Annotated in this window: 21 protein-coding genes; 14 read left to right on the forward strand and 7 right to left on the reverse strand. The window is 47.1% G+C overall.

Annotated elements, in window-relative coordinates; all coding sequences use genetic code 11:
* Positions 1-88: 88 nt before the first annotated feature.
* The 6 genes from RIG68_RS11825 to RIG68_RS11850 form a co-directional block, all read right to left on the reverse strand.
* Positions 89-850, reverse strand: coding sequence for a hypothetical protein (locus RIG68_RS11825; RefSeq protein WP_350122328.1), 762 nt, complete (start codon positions 848-850; stop codon positions 89-91).
* A 312-nt stretch (positions 851-1162) separates the two neighbouring features.
* Positions 1163-3472 (reverse strand): hypothetical protein, encoded by a 2310-nt coding sequence (locus RIG68_RS11830; protein ID WP_350122330.1) that lies wholly within the window; start codon positions 3470-3472, stop codon positions 1163-1165.
* 81 nt (positions 3473-3553) lie between these two features.
* Positions 3554-4147 carry a DUF5071 domain-containing protein gene (locus RIG68_RS11835; RefSeq protein WP_350122332.1) on the reverse strand — a complete coding sequence of 198 codons (594 nt, stop codon included), beginning with the start codon at positions 4145-4147 and terminating at the stop codon, positions 3554-3556.
* A 205-nt stretch (positions 4148-4352) separates the two neighbouring features.
* Complete coding sequence (locus RIG68_RS11840) at positions 4353-5063, reverse strand: hypothetical protein (RefSeq protein ID WP_350122334.1); 711 nt, start codon at positions 5061-5063, stop codon at positions 4353-4355.
* 221 nt (positions 5064-5284) lie between these two features.
* Positions 5285-6505, reverse strand: a complete 1221-nt coding sequence (locus tag RIG68_RS11845; RefSeq protein ID WP_350122336.1) for an alkaline phosphatase family protein — start codon at positions 6503-6505, stop codon at positions 5285-5287.
* A 94-nt stretch (positions 6506-6599) separates the two neighbouring features.
* Positions 6600-6734: a hypothetical protein gene (locus RIG68_RS11850; RefSeq protein WP_350122338.1), complete on the reverse strand. Its 135-nt coding sequence runs from the start codon at positions 6732-6734 to the stop codon at positions 6600-6602.
* Positions 6735-6950: 216 nt separating this feature from the next.
* Between RIG68_RS11850 and mraZ the strand changes: the two genes are divergently transcribed.
* From mraZ to ftsZ, 12 genes are all read left to right on the forward strand, one after another.
* Complete coding sequence (mraZ, locus tag RIG68_RS11855; protein WP_152000733.1) at positions 6951-7418, forward strand: division/cell wall cluster transcriptional repressor MraZ; 468 nt, start codon at positions 6951-6953, stop codon at positions 7416-7418.
* Positions 7419-7429: 11 nt separating this feature from the next.
* On the forward strand, positions 7430-8341 hold the full coding sequence (gene rsmH / locus RIG68_RS11860; protein WP_350122340.1) for a 16S rRNA (cytosine(1402)-N(4))-methyltransferase RsmH: 912 nt from the start codon (positions 7430-7432) through the stop codon (positions 8339-8341).
* Positions 8342-8348: 7 nt separating this feature from the next.
* On the forward strand, positions 8349-8735 hold the full coding sequence (locus RIG68_RS11865) for an FtsL-like putative cell division protein (protein WP_350122342.1): 387 nt from the start codon (positions 8349-8351) through the stop codon (positions 8733-8735).
* Positions 8732-10831: a PASTA domain-containing penicillin-binding protein gene (locus RIG68_RS11870; RefSeq protein ID WP_350122344.1), complete on the forward strand. Its 2100-nt coding sequence runs from the start codon at positions 8732-8734 to the stop codon at positions 10829-10831. Before RIG68_RS11865 ends, RIG68_RS11870 begins: the two co-directional genes overlap by 4 nt.
* Positions 10832-12295: a UDP-N-acetylmuramoyl-L-alanyl-D-glutamate--2,6-diaminopimelate ligase gene (locus tag RIG68_RS11875; protein WP_350122346.1), complete on the forward strand. Its 1464-nt coding sequence runs from the start codon at positions 10832-10834 to the stop codon at positions 12293-12295.
* Positions 12296-12301: 6 nt separating this feature from the next.
* The gene (gene mraY, locus RIG68_RS11880) at positions 12302-13501 is read left to right on the forward strand and encodes a phospho-N-acetylmuramoyl-pentapeptide-transferase (RefSeq protein ID WP_350122348.1); all 1200 of its coding nucleotides are present in this window, start codon (positions 12302-12304) and stop codon (positions 13499-13501) included.
* A gap of 1 nt (position 13502) precedes the next feature.
* Positions 13503-14882 (forward strand): UDP-N-acetylmuramoyl-L-alanine--D-glutamate ligase, encoded by a 1380-nt coding sequence (murD, locus tag RIG68_RS11885; RefSeq protein WP_350122350.1) that lies wholly within the window; start codon positions 13503-13505, stop codon positions 14880-14882.
* A complete protein-coding gene (locus RIG68_RS11890) occupies positions 14879-16045 on the forward strand; it encodes an FtsW/RodA/SpoVE family cell cycle protein (RefSeq protein WP_350122352.1) in 1167 nt (388 codons plus the stop codon). The genes murD and RIG68_RS11890 overlap by 4 nt, the downstream gene beginning before the upstream one ends.
* Before the next feature lies 1 nt (position 16046).
* The gene (gene murC, locus RIG68_RS11895; RefSeq protein ID WP_350122354.1) at positions 16047-18557 is read left to right on the forward strand and encodes a UDP-N-acetylmuramate--L-alanine ligase; all 2511 of its coding nucleotides are present in this window, start codon (positions 16047-16049) and stop codon (positions 18555-18557) included.
* The gene (locus tag RIG68_RS11900; protein ID WP_350122356.1) at positions 18547-19308 is read left to right on the forward strand and encodes a cell division protein FtsQ/DivIB; all 762 of its coding nucleotides are present in this window, start codon (positions 18547-18549) and stop codon (positions 19306-19308) included. Before murC ends, RIG68_RS11900 begins: the two co-directional genes overlap by 11 nt.
* 7 nt (positions 19309-19315) lie before the next feature.
* On the forward strand, positions 19316-20629 hold the full coding sequence (gene ftsA / locus RIG68_RS11905) for a cell division protein FtsA (RefSeq protein ID WP_350077918.1): 1314 nt from the start codon (positions 19316-19318) through the stop codon (positions 20627-20629).
* Positions 20630-20695: 66 nt separating this feature from the next.
* Positions 20696-22270 carry a cell division protein FtsZ gene (gene ftsZ, locus RIG68_RS11910; protein ID WP_350122358.1) on the forward strand — a complete coding sequence of 525 codons (1575 nt, stop codon included), beginning with the start codon at positions 20696-20698 and terminating at the stop codon, positions 22268-22270.
* 199 nt (positions 22271-22469) lie between these two features.
* Here the strand turns inward: ftsZ and RIG68_RS11915 are convergent, their stop codons facing one another.
* The gene (locus RIG68_RS11915) at positions 22470-23003 is read right to left on the reverse strand and encodes an NADPH-dependent FMN reductase (protein ID WP_350122360.1); all 534 of its coding nucleotides are present in this window, start codon (positions 23001-23003) and stop codon (positions 22470-22472) included.
* Positions 23004-23238: 235 nt separating this feature from the next.
* Between RIG68_RS11915 and RIG68_RS11920 the strand changes: the two genes are divergently transcribed.
* Both RIG68_RS11920 and RIG68_RS11925 read left to right on the forward strand, forming a co-directional pair.
* Entirely contained in the window at positions 23239-23541 is a 303-nt protein-coding gene (locus RIG68_RS11920) for a type II toxin-antitoxin system HigB family toxin (protein ID WP_350122362.1), read from the forward strand.
* A gap of 17 nt (positions 23542-23558) precedes the next feature.
* Entirely contained in the window at positions 23559-23945 is a 387-nt protein-coding gene (locus RIG68_RS11925) for a helix-turn-helix domain-containing protein (RefSeq protein ID WP_350122364.1), read from the forward strand.
* Positions 23946-23948: the final 3 nt, after the last annotated feature.

Here is a 23948-nt window from a genome sequence, read left to right on the forward strand (position 1 = left end):
TCGCTTATAACCACGCCTTATTTTGATCCATCAACTGTGGTGGGTTTTTTTAGCCCCCACGAAGGTATCCTGGCAGATAAGACCAGATTCATTCATAGCCGTTGCTTTCCTCTTTTATTTCTTTATTCTTGATCACAATAAATGTCAGTATGGATCCAATGGGGATTCCGAATACCACCATAGTCTCGTCAATTCCCGTTGCACTGAAACCAACACCAAACAGTATTTGGAAGGAGAAATCAATGCTAAGATGACCAAGTGCTGTTAAGGTTATTGCAGGCACATTAAAGACCAAAACGCCAATTATTCTTAACCACTTTCGTTTAAGTTTACTCTTACGGATTCTGTTAATGGCCATGATGTTCACAGCTACGACACCAATCGCAATTAGTCCTGCAATGTAAAGTAGAAGGTATGAAGGAATTTCCTTTTTGTAGTTCAATAAATTGATGTATTGAATCTTGTCGTTTTGTTCGCTAATTGTTGCTTCTATTATTCCGAAGTGCGTATCGTTTTCAATTTGAATTTTGACTTTTAGCGGCTTAACTACAGCTTCATGCTCGGTGGAAAAGGAGAATTTCTTGCCAGACTTTGAAAAGGATAAATCAAATTCAGTTCCGAAGTTTTCAGTGATGGCATTTTGCAGGTTGGGCAGTGCTGTCTTTAGCTGATTTACTTGAGCCGTATCTGATAGGTCAACATCAAAATACGAAACAGCTTCATTGAAGTCTCCCTTAGCGATAGCATTAACCTGATTAACTGCGTTTTCATAACCTTCTGACGTTGAACTCAAAAATGAGCAGCTTGCTGCGAAACCTAAGAGTATAAAAGAGTAAATTATTCGATTCATATACTTGTCAAAATTGAGGACAAGGCATGGTGATCGTGCGGAGAGGGGGAATGCAGTTCCCTTTACACTAGCACTTAGCCACGCCTTGCCAACCGTAGCTTTAGCGAAGGCTGGCCGATGAATAAAATTATACTTTGTAGCGGAAATTCCAAGCCCACCGAATTTCAGGTGAGTATCCAACTCGCCCGAAAGAGCTTCTTCAAGAGATTCCTTAGTTAATGGAGTGAAGACACCTTCTTAGCCTAACATGCTGTCTTCGTAATTACCTCAGTAATGATCTTACGCCCACCACGCAGGAATTACACATGCTTTTTAATGAGCCTGGTGGCTCTCACCGCCGTGCAAAACGAACGCCTTGTTTGTTTTACCGTCTTTTAATTCGTGCAGCACCCAGGTATCTTCGTTTTCGCCTTCCTGTAGTGTCCAGTTTCTTTCTGGGTCAGCCAGTAGTTTTTTCACACTCCGGGGAAATGCATTGGCGGCACGGGCATCCTCCCAGGTTCTGATTGCTTTGAAAATAGCCTCTTTTTGAGGGCAGCTTTCAATATCTTTCTGATTCAGAACCAGGCTGTATGTTGTTCCAACGCCAACAGAAACAGCTTGTATATGCTCGTATTGCTCCACCGTTGATTGAGAATTAATGGGGAAATTGACCCCCATGCCCACCGGGAAGAAGTTGGCGTACGTAACGTCCCGCAGGTCTTTTCCCTGGCTGGTAGTGCTGCCCCATTCTCTGGTGTCAACATCATACAGGTTTTTTCCACCCCCAACATTCCAGATACTTTGATAATGCCATGAGCCTTCTGACAATGTGGCCCCCGTAAAACGAATAGGGGGAATGCCAAGAGTTGCAGCCCTTTCAAACATCTTGCGGAAAAAGCGCTTCGCCGAGTAGTAGCCATGGCCGTTGTTAAACAGAAACTCCTGCCCGTCGAAATCATAGTAGCCTAAACCGTTGATAAAACAAACGTCTGCGTAGTATTCGGCAATTTTGTCCTGCAGCTGCATATTGGGGATCAAACCATCATAACCATAATTCAGCGTCACCTGAAGCTTATAAATGGTGTCGTTGGATGGATGACTCGTAGCCATAGTTTCCCAGTACCCACGTTTTACATTCAGGAGCCTGTAGGGTTCTTCTTCGGAAACACCGAGATAATAGATCAATTCCTTGCCGATTTTTATCATGTTCAGGTTTTTGGCATGCCCTTCCCAGCTGGCAATTTCCTCAAGATGAGTTGGATCGTCCACGATAATGACGGTATCGGTGGGACTGATGCTTTTTGCCAGCAAACGCCTCTGTTGATAACACAAACTATCACTTGGCAGGGGACTGGCGTCTTTGGATCCGGGAGCCAGCGAATTGGTGATCGGGGTCCTTCCAATGCTAATTCCATACTTTGCAGCCATCTGGGAAAACTCCTTATGAGATTTGTTGCCGGAAGTTAATTTTATCGGCTTGTGCTCAAAATTATGCCCGTCTATGTAAGCTTCGTTTCCTCTGTCTGGCTTTAGAAATCCCTGGTCGTACAAGCTGATAGTCGTAAAGCCTAACCTCGATGTGTACGATATGATACTGTCATTCAAGTTTCCGCTGGTAAAAGCATCGGGCACGAAAGCGGTGGGATCTTTCACCCATTTCCCGTTGATTGTTGGATACGGCAAGCCTTCCTGCAACACAATGTCCTGAATCACATCCATCAAGGCAGTGCTGTCGGGGCTGCCCCACAAAGCAATGGATGAGCCTATATAATCGACCCCCGGCAATGGCTGAACCTCCAGATGGTTTGGCGTGTTGGCTGCCATATTCGGTATGAGTGAATAGTATACTTCTCTTTCAAATGTTCTGTCTCTGGAGTGGTAGTTAATGGAAATCCTTCCCTTTTCGTCGACGAGTGCAGAGTTGCCATACATGATTCTGTAGTACGGTTCCTTGTGTGCGTAAAAGGCAACATCGCTGATTCCGTTTCCTCCCAGGGTAAAAATTTGTCCTTCGTGCAATGAGTCGGGGAGGGGGTAAAGCTCCGGATCGGGAGAATGGATGATGTACTGAAAAGGCGCTGCGTCGGCTACAGTTTCAGAAGTGCCACCCAGGGTATTGTCGTTGAGGGCAAGCACGCCAATGGCATAATTGACCGTCTCGCTCGTGTCTCTGGCAACGCCAATAATTTCCCCAAACAGGTTCGTGATATTCGTATGATGGGGCCCCCATTGAATGCCATCAATTCCGTTGCGTGGTGCAAGGGACTGAAGCGTAAACTTCAAATACTTTTCCTGCGTCGTCACGCTGACTTGAGCGACCGAACCGTTAGAATAGCTTAGCGTGATGGCTTGATATTCTTCGCTGAATTTTGCGCTGACGGGTTCATAATATACTTTCCTTTTGCCATCGTAAAGCTGCATTAAGGGTGATGGCTTATCAAGCGGACTAAATTCCCGGTAGGGCTCTTCCCCGATATTTTGCATACTGGTAATAAAGCCACCCTTGCTGATTTGTATTTTAAGATAGTCGGTACTGAAATCGATCTTTCCTGCGTTTGTGCAATTGTAAAGTAAGACCGTAAGTATTAGCAACGTGATGTTGCTTCCAAGCTTTTCAATAGTGGACGTATTGGCCATCATGATATCATATGTGAGATGTGGGAATCCTGGCTACTTTTATTTTTGAAAGTTAGCAGGTGCGTTTTTCATTTGGCTAACAGTTTAGGTTTTGTTAGCAACTGGCTTTATTTCTTCATTTAAATCGTTTGTCCAATACAAATCACCACTGTATTTGTCAAGCAAGTAACAATACCGATTTTCTACTTCTTCCGAGGATAATATTTGTTTCTCTTTTAAAATCCGTAGAGCCTGAATTGAAGCACCATCTTTGTCAGCCCTTAAAATTAATTCTATCAAATCCGCTTTCATTTCTAGAATCAGTTCTTTTTCAAAATATTGAACGATCCCTAGCAATATCCAATAATGCCATATTTGGTCATTATTGACTTCTTGAAAAACCCTTCTTATTTCTGGAATAATGACTTTTCCAGCTTTTGTCAACATCTTTGAGGCGCCACCTGCGGCAGGCCAGTTCATATCTTGAAGAAATTCAAGGAATAGATGTAAATATGGCATTAACCTTTCATGTCCCAAATACTCAAGAAGAATTCCTGCTTCCGTTGACTTATGGCATGTTTGAGCTAACTCTTCAATCTCTTCGTTAGTGATATTGTCAAACTCTGCTAAACGTTCTAACTGAAGTTCAACGGGTTCATTCCAATCAATTCTATTTTTAAGTTTTTGATAGAGTTTCATTTCACTTGTTGCTATCGCCTCGATAAAATGAGCGTGGGAATGTTACGTACTTCCGTTTCCACTAGCACTTAGCAGCGCTTTGCCAACCGCAGCTTTGGCGAAGGCTGGCCTAGTTTAAATTTAAAACTTGTGGTGGGCTTTCCAATCCCCACGAAAATGCACCGATCGCTGAATCCCCATTCATGGAAGCAATTGTTAGCAATAGTCAATAACGTTCATCTTTCTTAAAAATACTTGCATCAATCAGGTAATCTCCTATTTCACGAAAGTTTTTGTATTGCCTTTCATTTGGAGTCCAACGATTTACCACAAAGTATCCGTCTTTATCATGACGTTCCAATATCCACTCTGATCCGTCAGTTCCCACTTCCCAAGCAACCGTTGTTGGCATATTGTCAAAGTTATTGTCAGCTAGTAGTCGTTCAAAATCTCTCCAGAACTCGCTTTTCAGTTTTTTAGATTTATCCTTGAGTTTAAATCGCTCTGGGGCATATGTATATGTAACACTATCTACTCGTTTCCAAGGTTTTATTAGCGTCAATTCTTTTTGGGTTAGAATAATTTCACCATTTAGATTCTCCAGTCTAAGAACAATGCCTGGGTGAAGTGACCTTAACCAAGTTAATCTATACACCTGTTTACCTAGATAAAAGTTGTAAAGTATGGGCTCACTCATGAAGCGCAATTGTTCAGAATACCATTCGACCGAAAAAGTGTCTAATCTTATTTCTATTGTATTCGAAAATTTGATTGAGTCGATGAAGTGTTCAATTGGAAAAAAATATGCGGAATCAGTTACCGGTTCACCTAATTTATTTGAAATGTCAGGATCGCTTAAATATGGATACAAAGTTGGTTCTGAGGTTGAAACTATGCATCCGGCAAGTATTATACTTACTATCAAAAGTGACTTCATTGTGTTCAATGGTGTTTATCGTTAACGACAATTCGGCATGATTACCAGCCATACTCCAATTCTAACTATTTTTTTATTTACACATCAAAGTAACTGAACGGCCTCCATATAGCTAATGTACCTCTTTGTAAACGCAGATTATACGTATAATATTCGAACAATCCCCTGCTATCCTCAGCCTGCGGCATTTTATTAAGCCCTAGTGATAAAAATGGTGCTGCCTACCTCTTCACCCACCTCCCCACACTATTGTGCTTCCCCTCTATCACCACCTTGTAAAAATCGGAAGGGTACTTCTTCAGGTCTATTTCAAAGGCTTCTTTACCTGCTTTCACTGACCCTATTTCGGTGTAAGTGTCGGATTCTCCCATTTCGAAATTGTTGGTTGTCGCAAGCAATATTTTCACATCGCCTTCCCGGTCGATGGCCTTCCAGCTTACTTTCAGCTTATTGCCATCCATTACCGCTCCGGGCTGTGCTACTGATACCTTTCCAACCATCGGCACCCCATCCAGCTCATACATCCTTACTTTTGCAGCTTCAATTCCCAAAAAACGCAACGCCGTAGGCAGGATGTCCACAATGGCATTTTCCTGATTTTTGAAGTAGGCATTTGGTGTGCCACCTCCCATCACTATCCAGGTAGTGCGCTCCCTGTCCGACTGCCCACCGTGGTCTTTGCCGCCTGATTCTGCACTGCGCCCATGGTCGGTGGTAATGAACATCATCCAATCTTCACCTTGTTCTTTTTGCCGATATTGAATGGCTTCCCAAATTCTGCCCATCTGATCGTCGGCCATGCGGATGGCTTCATCCGTTTTTTCACTGTTGCCGTGGGCGTGCCCCATGTCGTCAGTATACTCCACGTACACCCACGAAAAGTCAGGCCCCTTTTCTTTGATATAGCGGCTGGCTTCGTTCACTACATGCTCGTCGATGTTGTGCATAAACACCCTCTCCTTGTCGTGCGGGAAGGCTTTTTCATCAAGCTCAAAGCCATCGAAGTGGTAGTCTATCATCACCTTGTTGCTGGTTTCCAGCCCTTCGCCTACAAGCTTGGTGCGGTTATCAAGCCAGGTGGAGAAGATGGCAGTTTCTTTTTCTGGCGCCAGCTCTTCCACGAACCTGAAAGCCGACCAGTAGTTGTAGTTAGGCGCTTTGATGCTATTGCCCCACACATTGTGTTTGTTGCCCCAGGTGCCGGTAATGAGGTTGTTGTAGCCGGGTGCGGAGATGGTAGGTGTTTCAGAATAGGCACCCTTTTCGCCACCCACGTAGGCACGGGTATAGCCGCCGGTTTTGGCGATGGCATCCATATTGGGAGTGGCAACCCTTTCGAAGACTTCTGCTTCCACGCCGTCGATAATGACGAACACCACTTTTTGAGAAAAAGCATCGGCCGAAGCCATAATGAACACAAGAAAGACCAGCAAATTTTTCATATCAACTCAGCGAATAGTGGAGTGACAAGGTAAGGAGAGTAGCGGTGAATTGCTTCAATAATTGCCCATCGGTCGACAGCAAAATATCAATTTTTTAGTCGATGGTCGCCGGATCCTCCCACTTTCCCCCACCACTTTCTTCCTCATTTCTCGTGAAACGGCAGTAGGCACAAACCTGCGTTTGCTCCTCCGGCATTTCAAATATTCCAGCCTTATCTGGCTGGTTCATAGGCATTTGATTTCCTGTTTCCCGCCTTTTTTATCGCTTTGACGCCCATTCATTACATGCGAATGGTGGTAAACTGTGTGGTCGATAGTGGGTAAAAGTGGGAATTTTTCTACTTTTTGGCAGAAAAGTGTAAGAAAGTGGGAGAGAGTGGTTGGAAGTGTCATAATTTTATTACATTTGTTGAAAGTGTTGCTGTAGTTTTTCCTGTAATCCATTATGTCATTCTTTACTAGCGAATTCGAATGTAAGATTGATGCCAAGGGCAGGCTGGTTCTTCCAGCCCGCATTAAGGTCAATCTTCCCGAAGCTCCCGGAGCGTCTGCTCCCGGTCAGCCGGCGAATGAGCTTGTGCTGAGGATGGGATTTGAGCCTAACCTGATCTTGTACCCAATGGGTGAATTCAAAAAGATCCAGTCGAAGATTTCTTCGCTCAACGAATTCCTTCCTGAGAACAGGGCCCTGAAACGGAATTTTTTCCGAAGCATCGCCCAGATAGAGATGGACAGCGCTGGCCGAATACTAATCCCTAAAACCTTTATGAAATTCGCTTCTCTTGAAAAAGAGGCGATGGTGGTAGGAGTAGGTTCCAGCATTGAGATTTGGGATCCTGGGGTATATCAAAAGCATTTGATCAACAATCCCGAAGAGTACTCCCAATTGGCGCAAAAGCTGCTGGACGAATAATCCACATGCCTATGGCCCAGGAAAACTACCACATACCGGTGATGCTCAAAGAATGCCTGGATGGTTTGGCTATTCAACCTGATGGTATTTATGTCGATGTGACTTTTGGCGGCGGCGGACATTCGAGAGCGATAGTGGAAAGGCTTACCACCGGACACTTATATGGATTTGATCAGGATGCTGATGCCAAAGTCAATGCCGAAGGGTTTGACAAACGTTCTTTCACATTTGTGCCGAGCAATTTCCGCAACCTGAAGAAATACCTCAGGTTCTACGGCGTAACGGCGGTGGATGGTATTCTGGCCGATTTGGGCATTTCGTCGCACCAGATCGACGTGCCGGAAAGAGGTTTCAGTACCCGCTTTCAGGGCCCACTCGACATGCGAATGAACGTGAACAGCGAGGTGTCGGCCAAAGAGGTGCTGAATGAATACGGAGAAAGGGATCTGGCGAAGATCTTCGGCATGTACGGAGAGCTGAACCAGCCTATGAAGATAGCAAGGGCCATTACGGCCTACAGGGTGAACAAGCCCCTGGAGACGATAGAGCAGTTGAAGGAGGCGGTGGCCAGGTTTGCTCCCAGAGGGAAGGAAGCCAAATTTTTGGCTCAGCTGTTTCAGGCCATCAGGCTGGAGGTGAACGAGGAGATGGAAGTGTTGGAGGAAATGCTGGGGCAATGTGCTGAAGTATTGAAGCCCGGCGGAAGGCTGGTGGTGATGTCGTACCATTCGCTGGAGGATAGGCTGGCCAAGAACTTCATCAACAAAGGCAACTTTGAAGGCACGGATGAAAAAGATTTTTATGGCAATGTGGTCAGGCCGTTGGAGCCAATCAACCGCAAGCCAATTGTCGCAGACGAAGAAGAAATAGCCAGGAACAGCCGGGCACGAAGTGCCAAGCTGAGGATAGCAGAAAAGAAGTAGTTGAAAAATGGAAAATAGAGTAAGAAACAGTAAAAATGAGCCGAGTGGCAAAGGACCCTTTGCGGTGCTTAGCCGTTGGCTCAAACTGGAAGGTGTGTTGGACGACACGCTTCCGGCACGTTTTACGCCCTATGCACTTTTCATTACTGTCATGGGCATTATCTACATAGGCAACAGGCATTTTTCTGACAGAACGATCAGAAAGATCGACAATATGGAAGCTGAAGTAGAGGACTTGAGAGCAGACTTCACTACGCTGAAATCTGAATATATGTTTGCGAGCAAACAATCAGAAGTGGCCAGAAAGGTGAAGAAAGTAGGGTTGCAGGAGACAAGAATACCTCCTTATAAGATAGTAGTAAAAGAAGATGAGTATAAACGCAGAATAGATTGAATATCAAGAGCTCCATATTGCTGAGAGTCCGGGTGGCCTTTTTATTGGTCGTTCTTTTTGCGGGAGCGGTGGTATACCGTATTTTCTATTTACAGCGCATTCAAGGTGAAAAGTGGAATAAGATGGCAGAGCAAATCAGCCTTCGCTATTTGCCCGTGAAAGCCACCAGAGGCAATATCTATTCCGACAATGGCAGCTTGCTTGCTACCTCTTTGCCTTTTTTCAAGGTGGCCTTCGACCCTTCGCAGCCAAGCGATGAATTGCTCAAGAAGAACCTTGACTCACTGGCCTATTTACTGTCAAAGACTTTCAAAGACAACTCTGCCAAGGAATACCGCCGGAGGATACTGGAAGCCCGAAAAGACAAACGACAGTACTTGTTGCTGAGCAGGGCTGAAATCAACTACCAGCAAAAGAAGAAAATTCAAGAGTGGCCTGTTTTCCGGGAAGGAAGAAACAGAGGCGGAATCATTTTTGAAAAAGTAGAAAAGAGATACCATCCATTTTCTACCCTGGGCTACAGAACCATCGGTAGTGTGGATGAAACCGAAAAAGGGACTGTCGGTTTGGAGTACAGCTTCAACAACCAGCTCGGAGGCATAGATGGGAAAGCACTTTTCCAGAAGATGGCAGGTAGCTGGAGGCCCGTATTCGACGGCACTGAAGTGAAAGCCAAAGACGGTCTGGATATTGAAACGACCATAGATGTCAATTTGCAGGACGTAGCTGAGTCGGCACTTTTGGCCGCATTGACCGACCACAATGCCGACTATGGCAGCGTGGTGCTGATGGAGGTGAAAACAGGCGAAATCAAGGCCATGTCGAACCTCAGCAAGAACCCTGAAGGCAACTACTGGGAGCGCTACAACTATGCCGTAGGTAGCCAGGGCGCTGTGGAGCCGGGTTCAACCTTCAAGCTGGCCTCCATGATGGCGCTGCTGGAAGAAACCGATCTGAAGCTGACCGACACCGTGCAGACAGGCAACGGCGAGTATAAGTTTTACAACCAGGTAATGAAGGATCACAAGCCGGGTGGATATGGTACCATCACGGTGAAGCAGGTTTTTGAGTCGTCCTCAAATATTGGTATTGCGAAGCTGGTCGTAGAGCACTTTGGTAAAAAGCCATCAGAGTTTATCGATTTTGTAAAGGAAATGGGCGTTGGCCAGCCTCTCGGCTTCCAAATGGCCGGTGAAGGAAAGCCCTACATAAAATCACCCTCTGACTCTTCGTGGAGTGGTATTTCATTGCCCTGGATTTCGCATGGCTATGAGCTCAAGCTTACGCCCCTGCAAACACTCACCATGTTCAATGCGGTAGCCAACGATGGAAAAATGATCACACCTATTATAGTCAGGTCGGTGCGCAAGGCCGACAAGGTGGTGGAAGAATTTGAACCAAGGGTCATCAATAAAAGGATTTGTTCTAAAGAAACGCTGGCGAATTTGAGAGAGCTCCTTGAGGGGGTTGTGGAAAGAGGCACCGCTTCCAATATCAACGGAACCCACTATAAGATCGCCGGCAAAACAGGCACTGCCAAGAAGTATGTCAACGGGAAATACGTCAACCAGTACTACGCATCGTTTGCTGGCTATTTTCCAGCCGACGCACCTAAGTACAGCTGTATAGTGGTAATTGACAACCCTAAAAACTACCGGATTTATGGTAGCGACGTGGCAGCTCCTGTCTTCAAAGAGATCGCTGACAAAATCTACTCGCAGGATATAGACGTGCACAAAGAATACCGGCCGGCCGTTGCCTATCAAACGGAAGTGTTTCCGGTCGTTAGAGCTGGCTTTTTACCAGAACTGTCGATGATCTGCAACGAATTTGGTGTTTCGAACCATGAAATGGCCGATGATGAAGAGTGGGTGAAAACGAGACTGGTTGGGAAGAGCATAGGCTGGACAGCCAACAAGGTGAAAGAAGGCCTTGTGCCTGACGTAGCTGGAATGACTTTGAGGGACGCTCTCTTTGTGTTAGAGAATGCCGGACTCAAAGTGCGGATAGAAGGAGATGGAAGGGTGGAAAGCCAGTCGAGAATGGCCGGAACAAGGGTTTCGGAAGGAAGTGAAATTAAAATCAAGCTAGGCTAAATGGCCCTGTTAAAAGACATATTATACAAGACTAACCTAATCTCAGTTGCAGGTGATATGAATACTGACTTAGGCGGCATCTGCTTCGACTCAAGAGAGTCGAAGCAGGGCTGCTTATTTATTGCTGTTCGTGGAACCCAAACTGATGGTCATCAATATATAGATCAGGCGATAGCCAAAGGAGCCAGTGTGGTGGTTTGTGAAGACCTGCCAACGAAGCTGCTCGACACAGTTACGTATGTGAAGGTCGACAACTCGGCCAGGGCGCTGGGTTTTATCGCCTCCAATTTTTATGGCAACCCGTCTTCCAGGCTCAAACTGGTGGCGGTTACGGGCACCAACGGCAAAACGACGACAGTCACCCTGCTACACCAATTGTTCGGCAAGCTGGGTTACAAATCGGGCCTGCTATCGACAGTAGAAAACAAGATAGGCGAGGAGGTATTGCCCTCAACGCACACCACACCGGACGCCATTGCGCTGAACAGCCTGCTGAAAGACATGGCTGATCAGGGCTGCACACACTGCTTCATGGAAGCCAGCTCTCATGCCATTGTGCAGCACAGGGTCGCTGGATTGCAGTTCGCTGGTGCAGTGTTTACCAACATCAGCCACGACCACCTCGACTACCACGGCACTTTTGATGAGTACATCAAAGCCAAGAAGATGCTTTTTGATGGACTTCCGTCTTCAGCTTTTGCCCTGGTAAACGAAGACGATAAGCGGGGGGGCATCATGCTTCAAAATACAAAGGCTGCAAAGAAGAGCTATTCCCTGAAGCACATGAGTGACTTCAGGGCGAAGGTTTTGAGCAATTCCATTCAGGGTCTTGAGCTGCAAATCGACAATATAGACGTGTGGTTCAAACTGGTAGGAGACTTCAATGCCTACAACCTGCTAGCAGTTTATGGAACGGCTGTATTGCTCGATGAGCCGACGGAGGAAGTACTCACCCAGCTGTCGGATGTGGACCCAGCGAGAGGGAGGTTCCAGCTCGTGCCATCAACTACTGGCATTGTCGCAATAGTCGACTACGCACACACGCCTGATGCGCTGGAAAACGTGTTGAAGACGATCAAAAGTTTCCGCACAGGCAACGAAACAGTGGTAACGGTAGTAGGCTGCGGCGGCAATCGTGACAAGACAAAGCGACCACTTATGGCCGCCATTTCTTGCCAGCTTAGCGATAAGGTGATCCTTACATCGGACAACCCAAGGTTTGAGGATCCCATGGAGATCATTAAAGATATGCAAACAGGAGTAGGCCCAAGCAACTACCGGAAAACGCTCGTCGTGCCCGACAGGAAAGAGGCTATCAAAACAGCGATTAGCATCTCAAGTCCGGGAGACATTGTGCTGGTGGCGGGCAAGGGGCACGAAACGTACCAGGAGATCCAGGGTGTGAAGCACCCTTTTGACGATAAAAAAGTAGTGACCGAAGTTTTAAAAGCTTTTAGTGAATAACCAAGTATGCTGTATTACTTGTTTGATTATCTGGAAAGTGAGTTCAACCTGATGGGTGCAAGCGTTTTTCGCTTCATTTCCTTCAGGGCCGGCATGGCTGCGCTCATTTCTCTGCTAATCACAGTCACCTTTGGCAAGTATCTCATTGGCATGCTCCGCAAATACCAGCTTGGCGAAGAAATCAGAGACCTGGGCCTCCAGGGACAAATGGAGAAGAAAGGCACTCCAACGATGGGGGGCATCATCATCATCATGGCCATCGTTATTCCTACGTTGCTGTTTGCTCAGCTGGAAAATATTTACATCATACTTATGCTGGTCACAGCCATCAGCATGGGATCGATTGGCTTTTTGGACGACTACCTTAAGCTTAAGAAGAAAAACAAGGACGGGCTGGCCGGTAAATTCAAGATCATTGGCCAGGTAAGCGTAGGCCTGCTTGTAGGCCTGGTTTTGGTGTTTAACGACGACGTAACAGTCCGTGAGTTCACCTACAAATCAGTGAACGGTCAAATCATTTCCTCGTTCAGCGATGTGAAGGCATTGATAACGACCATTCCATTCATCAAGGACAACGAGCTCGACTATCACTCGCTGTTTGGATTCCTTGGTCAGTTCGATTGGGTGCTTTATGTGCTGCTGGTGGTCTTTATTTTTACGTCCGTTTCTAACGGTGCCAATATCACTGATGGTGTCGATGGCCTTGCAGCAGGCACTTCTGCCATTATCGCATTAACGCTGGCGATTTTCGCTTACGTTTCCGGTAACGTCACTTTCTCTCAATATCTGAACGTGATGTTCATCCCCAACTCGGGCGAGCTGGTGATTTTCTGTACCGCCCTGGTCGGAGCTTGCATCGGCTTTTTGTGGTACAATGCCTATCCCGCCCAGGTATTCATGGGCGACACGGGTAGCCTGAGCCTTGGTGGTATCATAGCAGTGCTAGCCATCATCGTGAGAAAAGAGCTCCTGATCCCTTTCATGTGCGGCATTTTCGTTGTTGAAAACCTATCGGTGGTTATCCAGGTAAGCTATTTTAAATACACAAAAAAGAAATACGGAGAGGGACGGAGAGTTTTCCTGATGTCTCCATTGCATCATCACTACCAAAAGAAAGGTATTCACGAGGCCAAGATTGTGGCCCGCTTCTGGACCATCGGCATTTTGCTGGCCATTTTCTCACTTGTAACCCTCAAACTACGCTAAGATGGAAGCAGTGAAAAATATCGTCATTTTGGGGGCTGGTGAAAGCGGTGTGGGCGCAGCATTGCTGGCGCAGCACAAAGGATTCCATGTGTTTGTGTCTGACGGCGGCGTGCTGAAAGAACGCTATCGTAAGGATCTCAACGCTGCCGGAATCGAGTTTGAAGAAGGGAAGCACACAGTCAAGCAAATCCTGGAAGCTGACCTGATCATCAAGAGCCCCGGCATCGCCGACAAGGTGGACATCGTAAAGAAGGCGAGGGAAAAGGGTATTGAAATTATTGACGAGATAGAATTCGCTTCCAGGTATACAAAAGCGAAGAAAATAGCCATTACCGGCACCAACGGAAAAACAACAACAACCCTGCTTACCTATCATTTACTGAAGGAAGCCGGTTATAACGTGGGATTGGCTGGGAACGTAGGCCACAGCTTTGCTCGCCAGGTCATCAAAGACAATTTCGACATCTACGTGCTGGAGGTTAGCAGCTTCCAGATCGATGGCATGAATACCTTCAAGCCCGATGTGGCTATTCTGCTGAATATCACACCTGATCACCTCGACAGGTACGACTACAGCTTCCAAAAGTATGTGAACAGCAAATTCAGGATCATTGAGCAAATGAGTCATGAAGAATGCTTCATCTACTTTGCGGACAAGGGACCTATTGAGGAAGAGCTGGCCAGAAGAAATGTGGAAGCTTCGCTCTTTGCCATCTCTTTGGTTGAGAACGTAAAGAACGGTGCTTTCCTTGAAGAAGACCATCTGGTGTTCAACATAGAGTCGAAGAAGAAATCACATAAAATTCCAGTGAACCAGGTGTCGCTCATCGGTAAACACAACATGGTGAACTCCATGGCTGCGGTGTTGACTACCCTGACCATGGAAGCCCCAATGGAAAAGGTGGTGAAGGCACTCAAGACATTCAAGAATGCACCGCATCGACTGGAAAAAGTAGCTACCATAGACGATGTGCTGTTCATCAACGACTCCAAGGCCACCAACGTTGATTCGGTCTACTACGCATTGGAAGGCATCGAGGCTCCCATCGTGTGGATAGCTGGCGGTCTCGACAAAGGCAATGATTACGATAGGATAGAGGCCTTGGTAAAAGACAAGGTAAAAGCCCTGATCTGTTTGGGAAAAGACAATACCAAGCTGACGGACTACTTCACTGGCAAGGTGGCTGTCATCAGGCAGACACAATCGGTAAATGACGCCGCCCGTTGGGGTGCAGATTTGTCGGCACCGGGCGATGTGGTGCTGCTGTCTCCGGCTTGCGCCAGCTTCGATCTGTTCAGAAACTATGAAGACCGTGGCGAGCAGTTCAAAGATGCAGTTGTCCAGTTAAAAAATCATGTAGGAAGGGGGCAAAGCGTATGATAAAGGAATGGATAGAGAACAACCTTAAAGGCGATCCCATCATTTGGGCTATCGTTCTTGCTTTGTCTGTACTGAGCATCCTGGTAGTGTACAGTGCCACAGGCACGCTTGCCTATGCCAAAATGGGCGGAGATACAGAGTATTACCTGGTGAAACACTCCGTTTTGACCGTTCTTAGTTTGGTGGCCATTTGGGGTGCGCATAAAATTGACTATAGATACTACTCCAAGCTTTCAAAGCTCGCCCTATGGGTGTCGGTGCCTTTGCTGATGTTTACCTACCTGTTTGGAAACACAATGAATGAAGCCTCCAGGTGGTTAACCATTCCCGTTATTAATCAGGCTTTCCAGCCTTCGGATCTGGCCAAGCTGGCCTTGTTTGTGACTATAGCCAGCATCCTGTCGAAGCGGCAGCAGAGTGAAGAAGACCTCAAAGAGTCGTTGATCCCCATCCTGTTGTGGTGTGGTGTCATTTGCGGGCTGATTGCCATGTCCAACTTCTCCACGGCGGTTCTCATTTTTGCCACCTGTATGCTGCTTATGTTCATTGGCCGTGTGCCTGTGAAATATCTCGCCATGCTGGTCATGATCGGAGCGCTTTCAGGAGCCGTGGCATTAACGCTGGGGCAACGGGGGCAAACTGTGATTAGCAGGATGCAGGCATTCGTTTCGGCTGACGAATCGACGCTGCCTTTCCAGGCCCAGCAGTCTTACATCGCTGTGGCAAGCGGAGGCATTGTTGGCAAAGGGCCGGGACAGAGTGACCAAAGGAATTTTCTCCCTCACCCATATTCTGACTTTATCTATGCCATCATCATCGAGGAATATGGCATGATAGGAGGGGTGACAGTGATCCTGCTTTACCTGGCGCTGCTCTACAGGGGCATGATTGTGTTCATGCAGAGCGAGAGGGCCTATGGTGGTTTGCTAAGTGCGGCACTGAGTTTTGCACTGGTCATGCAGGCCTTCATCAATATGGGCGTTGCCGTGGGGCTGGGGCCAATTACCGGGCTACCGTTACCATTGGTCAGCATGGGAGGAACGTCTCAGCTGTTTATGGGGATTTCAATAGGTATCATATTGAGCGTAAGCAGGGGTGAATTGGATGAATTCCCCAGCGATGTGAAAGGAAACGGAAAAAGAAAAGTAGCCGCAATGGCATAATATGACAAAGACAGGAGCATATCGGATCATTATCAGTGGTGGGGGCACCGGAGGACACATCTTCCCGGCGCTCGCTATTGGTACTGCCTTCAGGGAGCGATTCCCCGATGCTGATATCCTCTTTGTGGGTGCTGAAGGCAAAATGGAAATGCAGCGGGTGCCCGAGGCAGGCTTCAAGATCATTGGGCTTTGGATCAGTGGCTTGCAGCGCAGCCTGGCACTCAGCAATTTGATGTTTCCTTTTAAGGTGATGTCGAGTGTAAAGAAGTCACGAAAAATCATCAACGAGTTCCAACCAGATGTAGTCGTAGGTGTGGGTGGTTATGCCAGCGGGCCCTTGCTGTACGCCGCTACTTCTAAAGGTATTCCTTCTCTTATTCAGGAGCAGAATTCATACGCAGGCCTCACCAACAAATGGCTCGCCAAACGGGTACAGAAAATATGCGTCGCTTATGAGGGAATGGAGAAGTTCTTTCCAAAGGAGAACCTCATCATTACCGGCAACCCGATAAGAAAAGATATTACGGCAGCTGGAATCTCAAAAGAAGCCGCTGTGTCTGCATATGGCCTGGATGCATCGAAGCCAGTGGTGCTTGTGTTTGGAGGAAGCCTTGGTGCTAAAACCTTGAATGAAAGTGTGCTTGCCGGATTGGCCGAATTCCAAAGGGCAGGCATACAGGTCTTATGGCAGTGTGGCCGTTTTTACTACGAGCAGATGAAACAACAAACTGCTACGCTCGACATGAGCGGTATTGTGCTGCTTGAGTTCATCAAAGAAATGGATAAGGCTTACGCCGCTGCCAACGTGGTGATTTCAAGAGCCGGGGCGCTGTCGATTTCCGAACTTTGCGTGGTAGGTAAGCCAGTTATTTTTGTGCCTTCTCCCAATGTGGCCGAAGACCATCAGACAAGCAATGCCATGTCACTTGTGGAAAAAGACGCTGCGTTATCTGTAAAAGACATTGTTGCAAGGGAAGTCCTGGTGGACGAGACGCTGGCCCTTCTTAGGGATGAAAAGAGAAGGTCGATGCTTTCGATAAATATTAAAGCACTGGCCAGACCAGACGCCACCGACAAAATAGTAGACGAAGTGGCCAAGCTGATGGGGCTGGAAGAAAAGGCATCTTTCTCCGACATTGAAAATGTTTACTTCCTCGGCATTGGCGGCATTGGCATGAGCGCATTGGCTCGCTGGTTCAACAACCAGGGGAAAAAAGTAGTCGGCTATGATCTTACCTCTACCGCACTTACTGACGAGCTGAAGAAAGAGGGCATCGACATTCATTTTACCGATGACGTCGCCCTGATTCCAGACAACTTCAAAGCCAGCAAAGCAAAAACATTGGTAGTGCTGACCCCAGCCATTCCTGCGGATCATACTGAGTGGGCCTATTTCAAAGCGGAAGGATTCGATATCAAAAAGAGGTCGGAAGTGCTCGGATTGATTTCCAAAAGCAAGTTCACCATAGCGGTGGCGGGCACCCATGGCAAGACCACCACATCTTCCATGATCGCTCATTTGCTGAAATCGGCAGGCAAGCCGGTCGAAGCATTTATTGGAGGTATCACAACCAATTACAACAGCAACTTGCTGCTTTCTGACGATCCTGAATCGCTTTTGGTGGCAGAGGCAGATGAATTTGATAGATCCTTTTTACGCCTACATCCTAACATAGCCGTCATAACCTCAGTCGATCCCGATCACCTTGATATTTATGGATCTGCTGAAGAAATGATAAAGACATACAGCGCTTTTGCCGGGCAGGTAATCCCTTCTGGAAGCATCTTCCTCCAGGGTAAGCTGCAGCAAACACTTATTTTGCCTGCCCGCAGAGCGTCTGTAAATCATTACGGGGAGTCATTTGACTACCGACCTGAAAATGTCAAAGTAGTCGAAGGGCAGTTTGCCTTTGATATGGTATATCCTGAAGGCAAAATGACTGATCTGAGGCTTCAGGTGCCTGGTTTCCACAACGTGGAGAACATGACCGCAGCCATAGGTGTGGCCTTACAACTAGGCATCGATGAAAAGGCGATCAGACAGGGTGTGGCCAGCTACAAAGGAGTGAAGCGCCGGTTTGAAAGCATTTTGAAAGACGATCATCATGTTTTTATCGATGACTATGCGCATCACCCTGAGGAAATCCGGCAGTTTCTTCGCTCAGTGAGGGAGTTGTATCCTTCCAAAGAGCTAACGGCCATTTTTCAGCCGCATTTGTACACCCGCACCAGAGATTTTGCTGATGGTTTTGCCGAAAGCCTTTCCATGGCAGACGAGGTGATTTTGCTGCCGATTTATCCGGCACGGGAGAAACCTATCCCTGGGGTAGATGCGGAGATGATTGCTTCAAGAATCTCGCATTCAAGGAAGCAAGTGATCAGCAAGGACGAATTGCTGGCGTGGACGAAGAGCCATGATCCGGAAGTACTGCTCACAATAGGAGCAGGTGATATTGATAAAATGGTGAAGCCGCTGGCGGAAATTTTAAAGACGAAGAGCTATGCTGCATAAGATAAAAATAAAAAGAGGCGTGTATTTCGTGGCAGGAGGCATCCTGTTGTTCGTGCTGATTGGCTTTGTGAGCAAAAAGCAAATGGACAAGCCTTTCAGCGAAGTCTATATTGACATTGACTACAGCCAGGGAAATTATTTCATCCACGAGAACGATATCAGGAAGCTGGTCAATGCCCCGGGCAACGAAGTGCTAACCGGATCATTCGCTGGTGACATCAATCTGAGGAATATTGAAACGAAGATTGAGAAGCATCCTTTTGTGAAAGAAGCCGAGGTGTTCAGGGATCTGAGAGGCAATATCAAAGCCAAAATTACCCAGAAGCGACCAATTGCACGCATCATCAACAACGGAGGTTTTGGTGCCTATATCACCGACGCAGGAGAAGTGATTCCTCTTTCGGATAACTACACAGCCAGGGTGGTGTTGGTGAAAATTCCTTCTTCCAAAAAGTACAAGGTATCGATTCAGGAAGACGAGGCGGGCATGGGACTATTTGAAATGGTGAACTATCTGGAGGGTAGCAAGTTCTGGAAGGCCCAAATAGCAGAGATTTCGATGGACAAAGGGGGTGAAATGATTCTCTACCCTCAGGTGACCAAGCAATATATTGAATTCGGAAAAGCGGAGGACATTGAAACCAAGTTCAGTAAACTCCATATTTTCTATACCAAAATCCTGCCTGAGAAGGGCTGGAATACCTACGAAAAAGTGAACGTGAAATATAAAGACCAAATCGTCTGTGAATAATACTCCTATGCAAAACGATAAAATTATTGTTGGCCTGGACATAGGCACCACCAAGATATGTGCCATAGTGGGCCGTAAAAATGAATATGGAAAGCTCGAAGTGATGGGCATGGGCAAAGCCGTTTCTGACGGGGTGATCCGTGGCATTGTGACCAACATCGACAAAACGGTGAGCGCCATTGAAAAGGCCGTGGCTGAAGCAGAGGAGCAGTCGGGCATCGACATCCGGGTGGTGAATGTGGGCATTGCCGGTCAGCACATCCGCAGCTCTATCCACCATGGCTCGATCACCCGCCAGTCCAACGACGATGAGATCACCGTGGAGGATGTGAACCGCCTGACCAACGACATGTACAAGATCGTGATTCCACCGGGGAGTGAGATCATCCACGTCATGCCCCAGGACTACATCGTCGATTATGAGGAAGGCATCAAAGATCCCGTGGGTATGTCAGGCGTGAAGCTCGAAGCAGATTTCCATGTGATCACGGCACAGACGAACGCCATTAACAACATCAACAAGTGTGTGCGCAGAGCAGGCCTTGAGATAGAAAACCTCATCCTTGAGCCACTGGCGTCGAGCCTTGCCGTGCTTAGCGAAGAAGAGAAGGAAGCCGGCGTTTGCCTGGTCGACATAGGTGGCGGTACCACAGACATTGCCATCTTCTACGACAATATCATTCGCCACACGGCTGTGATTCCTTTTGGAGGCAACATACTGACGACCGACATCAAGCAGGGCTGCATGGTGATGGAACACCAGGCTGAGTTATTGAAAACCAAGTTTGGCAAGGCTATCGCTGAAGAGGCAAATCCTAACGAAATCATATCTATTCCCGGCCTTAGAAACCGTGCCCCCAAGGAGATTTCTGTAAAGAACCTGGCGCATGTGATCGAAGCCCGCATGGAAGAGATCATAGAGATGGTACACACCGAAATCATTACCTCAGGCTTCCAGCACAAGCTGGCAGGAGGCATTGTGGTTACCGGTGGTGGTAGCCAGCTGGCGTGTGTGCAGCAGTTGTTTGAGTACATGTCGGGCATGGATAGCAGAATAGGCTACCCCAATGAGCACCTCGGCAAAGGCAAGCTCGAAACAGTGAAAAGCCCGATGTACGCCACAACTGTTGGCCTTGTATTGAGTGGTTTCAGGGCCCTCGATGAGCGTGAAAACCGGTACAATGAGAAATCGTTGCACAAGCCGGTGGCAGGCAAGTCAATCACCCGCAGGGATTTGACGGTGCCTAAGAACTTCTTCAACAATATGCTGGAGAAGACAAAGAAAATGTTGATTGATGATTTTGACGATAAAATGGAATAGGTCGCTTTTTTCGGATGACTTCTTCAGGCAATCTGACAAAAGGACTACACCTCAACTTCTATAGTTATGACAGGAAACGCATACAAGTTCGATCTACCCCAGCATCATAAGTCGATCATTAAGGTGATCGGCGTTGGGGGCGGTGGCAGCAACGCTGTCAACCACATGTTTAATCAAGGTATCAAGGACGTTGAGTTCGTCATTTGTAATACCGATTCTCAGGCGCTCAATAGCAGCCCTGTACCCATTAAGCTACAGATAGGTGCCAACCTAACCAGCGGTCTTGGGGCAGGAGCCAACCCCGAAAAGGGAAAGAATGCGGCGCTGGAGAGTAAAGAAGATATTCGGGAGCTTCTGAGTGAAGACACCCGCATGATATTTATTACCGCAGGCATGGGTGGTGGCACAGGTACTGGTGCAGCGCCGGTCATTGCCAAAGTGGCCAGGGAACTGGACATCCTCACAGTGGGCATTGTGACCGCACCTTTTGCTTTTGAAGGCAAAAAGAAGACGCAGCAAGCCGAAGAAGGCATCAGGGCTCTGAAGGAAAACTGCGATACTGTGCTGGTGATCCTCAACGATAAGCTAAGGGAGATTTATGGCAATCAGTCCATATCTGAAGCTTTCTCCAAAGCCGACAATGTGTTGACCACCGCTGCCAAGGGCATTGCGGAAATTATTACCGTGCCTGGCTATGTCAACGTCGATTTTGAGGATGTAAAAACAGTAATGAAGAACAGCGGCGCTGCCGTGATGGGATCGGCTGTTACCAGTGGAGACAACAGGGCCATTCGTGCGGCTGAGGAAGCCATTTCTTCACCGCTGTTGAACAACACCAACATTCTTGGTGCGCAGAAAATTTTGCTTTCAATCATTTCCGGTGAGCAGGCTGAGCTGCAAATGGACGAGCTGACTGCCATTACTGAGTACATGCAGGAGGCCGCCGGCGACGATGCTGAAGTGATCTTTGGCCACGGTGTCGATCCTGAGCTAGGCGACTGTATAAGGGTAACGATCATCGCTACAGGCTTTGACCAGGAGTCCATTTCGAAGATACTGGAAGAGAAATCAGAGAAGAAAATACACGATCTGGAGAAAGCCAAGCAGATCGATCTTTTTGAGCACCAGCCCAAAAAACCTGAAAGGCCAATTACCGAGCCGGTCATCAAGAAGCTGAAGGATGAAATAAGAGAAGAGGACGAAGCTGAAGCCGAAGAAAGGTCTTATGTTTTTGACTTCAAGAAGAAGGACACCCCTCCGTCAACTCCTAAGAAAAAGGACGACGATGATAAAGGGCTGTTTGAATTCGGAGAAGAGTACGAGGTAGTGGAAGGCAGCGACCTTGACCCGGGCGACGCCTTCCTTGAGGAGCTGGAAGGTTCGGCGCATCAAATGAGTAAGAAAGTGGAGTTGATGGAGCAGGCAAGGGAAAGAGAGCGCAAGCTCGCTAACCTGAAGAGCCCGTCTACTTTAGATAGTGATTCTTTCAAAGAGAAGCTGGAAGTGCCGGCTTACATGAGGAAGAAAGTGAAACTGCAGGACGTGCCCCATTCATCTGAAAGGAAGATTTCAAAGTTCAACCTGAATGACGACAACCAGATTTTGGGTAATAATCGCTTCCTGCACGACAACGTAGATTAGTTTTTTTGTTTTACAGTTAATAATTGCAAAGGTTTTATTCCTGTCTAACTTTTGTGAGCTGTCTCATGCCCCGACTTTGTCGGGGCTGAGCACGGCGAGTTTTTCCATCCAACACCGTTCCTGCGGATCGTGTGCCAAGCCCTGAAAGGGCGGCATCCAACTGCGAAGGGTAAAGCCCTTCGCAAAACAATGAAGCCCCCTAAAACCCAATTAGCTGCTCGGCCTGTAATTCCAGGTCCTTTTGGTAGACATCATTCGTGATCTTCTGGCCTTCGAGGTGTTTCTCAATAAAAGGCATCTTGGGCTTGAAGGCCAACACGTGGGTGCCGCAGTAATTCAAAACATCGGTGAAATGAGACACAGCCAGTCCGCCGCCCTGCCCGCCGGAGCTGAGCCCAACCAGAGCCGCTTTTTTGCCTCGGAAGGTGCCAGGATACTCCATGCCATCAATAAAAGCCTTGAGCACCCCAGGGTAAGAGCCGTTGTATTCCGGCACCAGGAACACAAACTTCTGCGAGTCTTTCATTTGCTGGCGGAACCGGTTGAACGCCTCGTTTTTGCCATTGTTTTTGTACAGCGCTGAGAAGATAAAGTCTTCAGGCAGGTCGGCCAGATCGATGATCTCTGACGATACGCCTTTGGTGGTCAAAATATCGGTGTATATCTGAGCGATGTGCCTGGAGTTGGCTGGCTCCCTGTTGGTGCCGACGATAATGGTGATGGGGTTGGACAATGGTTTATTCGTTTTCCTTACAACAGTTGATTGAGGCAAAAGTTTCTGGAGCTAAGGTAGGAAATCAGAGATAGAAGTCCGATTGCGATTTTCACCCCCATGATTGGCTAAGTGTTTAGTGGATTGTTCTTTGGGCTTTCCAGCTAAATCCAAAAAACAGTTTCCTTTTTGGAAACCTTTGTCTATCTTCAGGTGGCTATTCCGAAGCAAATAGCAAACAATCTTATTGCAAATAATGAGGATAATAGCCTTGAGTACGTTAAAAGCGTATTACCTGAAGCACCCCGAAACAGAAACCGGAATAAAGCTATGGATCGAAAAGGTGAAGGGCGCATTGTGGACAAAACCGGAAGATATATTGAATAGTTTTACTCACGCCCGACCAATTGGAAAGGGAAGAGTGATATTTAGCATCAATAAAAATGATTACAGATTGGTTGTACAAATTAACTATGAGCGACAGTCTGTATACATATGTTTTATTGGAACACATAGCCAGTACGACAGGATTGACCCTGAAACAGTTTGGGAGTACTAGACTTAAACTAAAGAAGTATGAATGATCTGCAAATGCAAGTTAGGCCAATAAGAAGTGATGCAGAATATCATCGGGCATTGGAGGAATTGAGAGGTATTTTTGATCAACCAAAAGGCTCACTGGCTTTCGATCGTGCTGAAGTGCTCGAAATTCTCATTGAGGACTATGAGAATAAGCATTTTCATATTGAAGTGCCAGATCCAATCGAGGCTATCAAATATTCAATGGAAGAAATTGGGATGAACCAAACCGAGCTGGGGCAAATCATTGGTGATAAAGCAAAAGCTTCTCTGGTGCTCAATAGAAAGCGTAAATTGAGCGTTTCAATGATACGGCGCTTGCACGAGCATCTGAAAATCCCCCTGGAGATTTTGATTAAGGAATACAGACTGGCGAATGAGTAATAC

It is taken from the genome of Imperialibacter sp. (genome assembly GCF_040222385.1).
GTDB lineage: Bacteria > Bacteroidota > Bacteroidia > Cytophagales > Cyclobacteriaceae > Imperialibacter.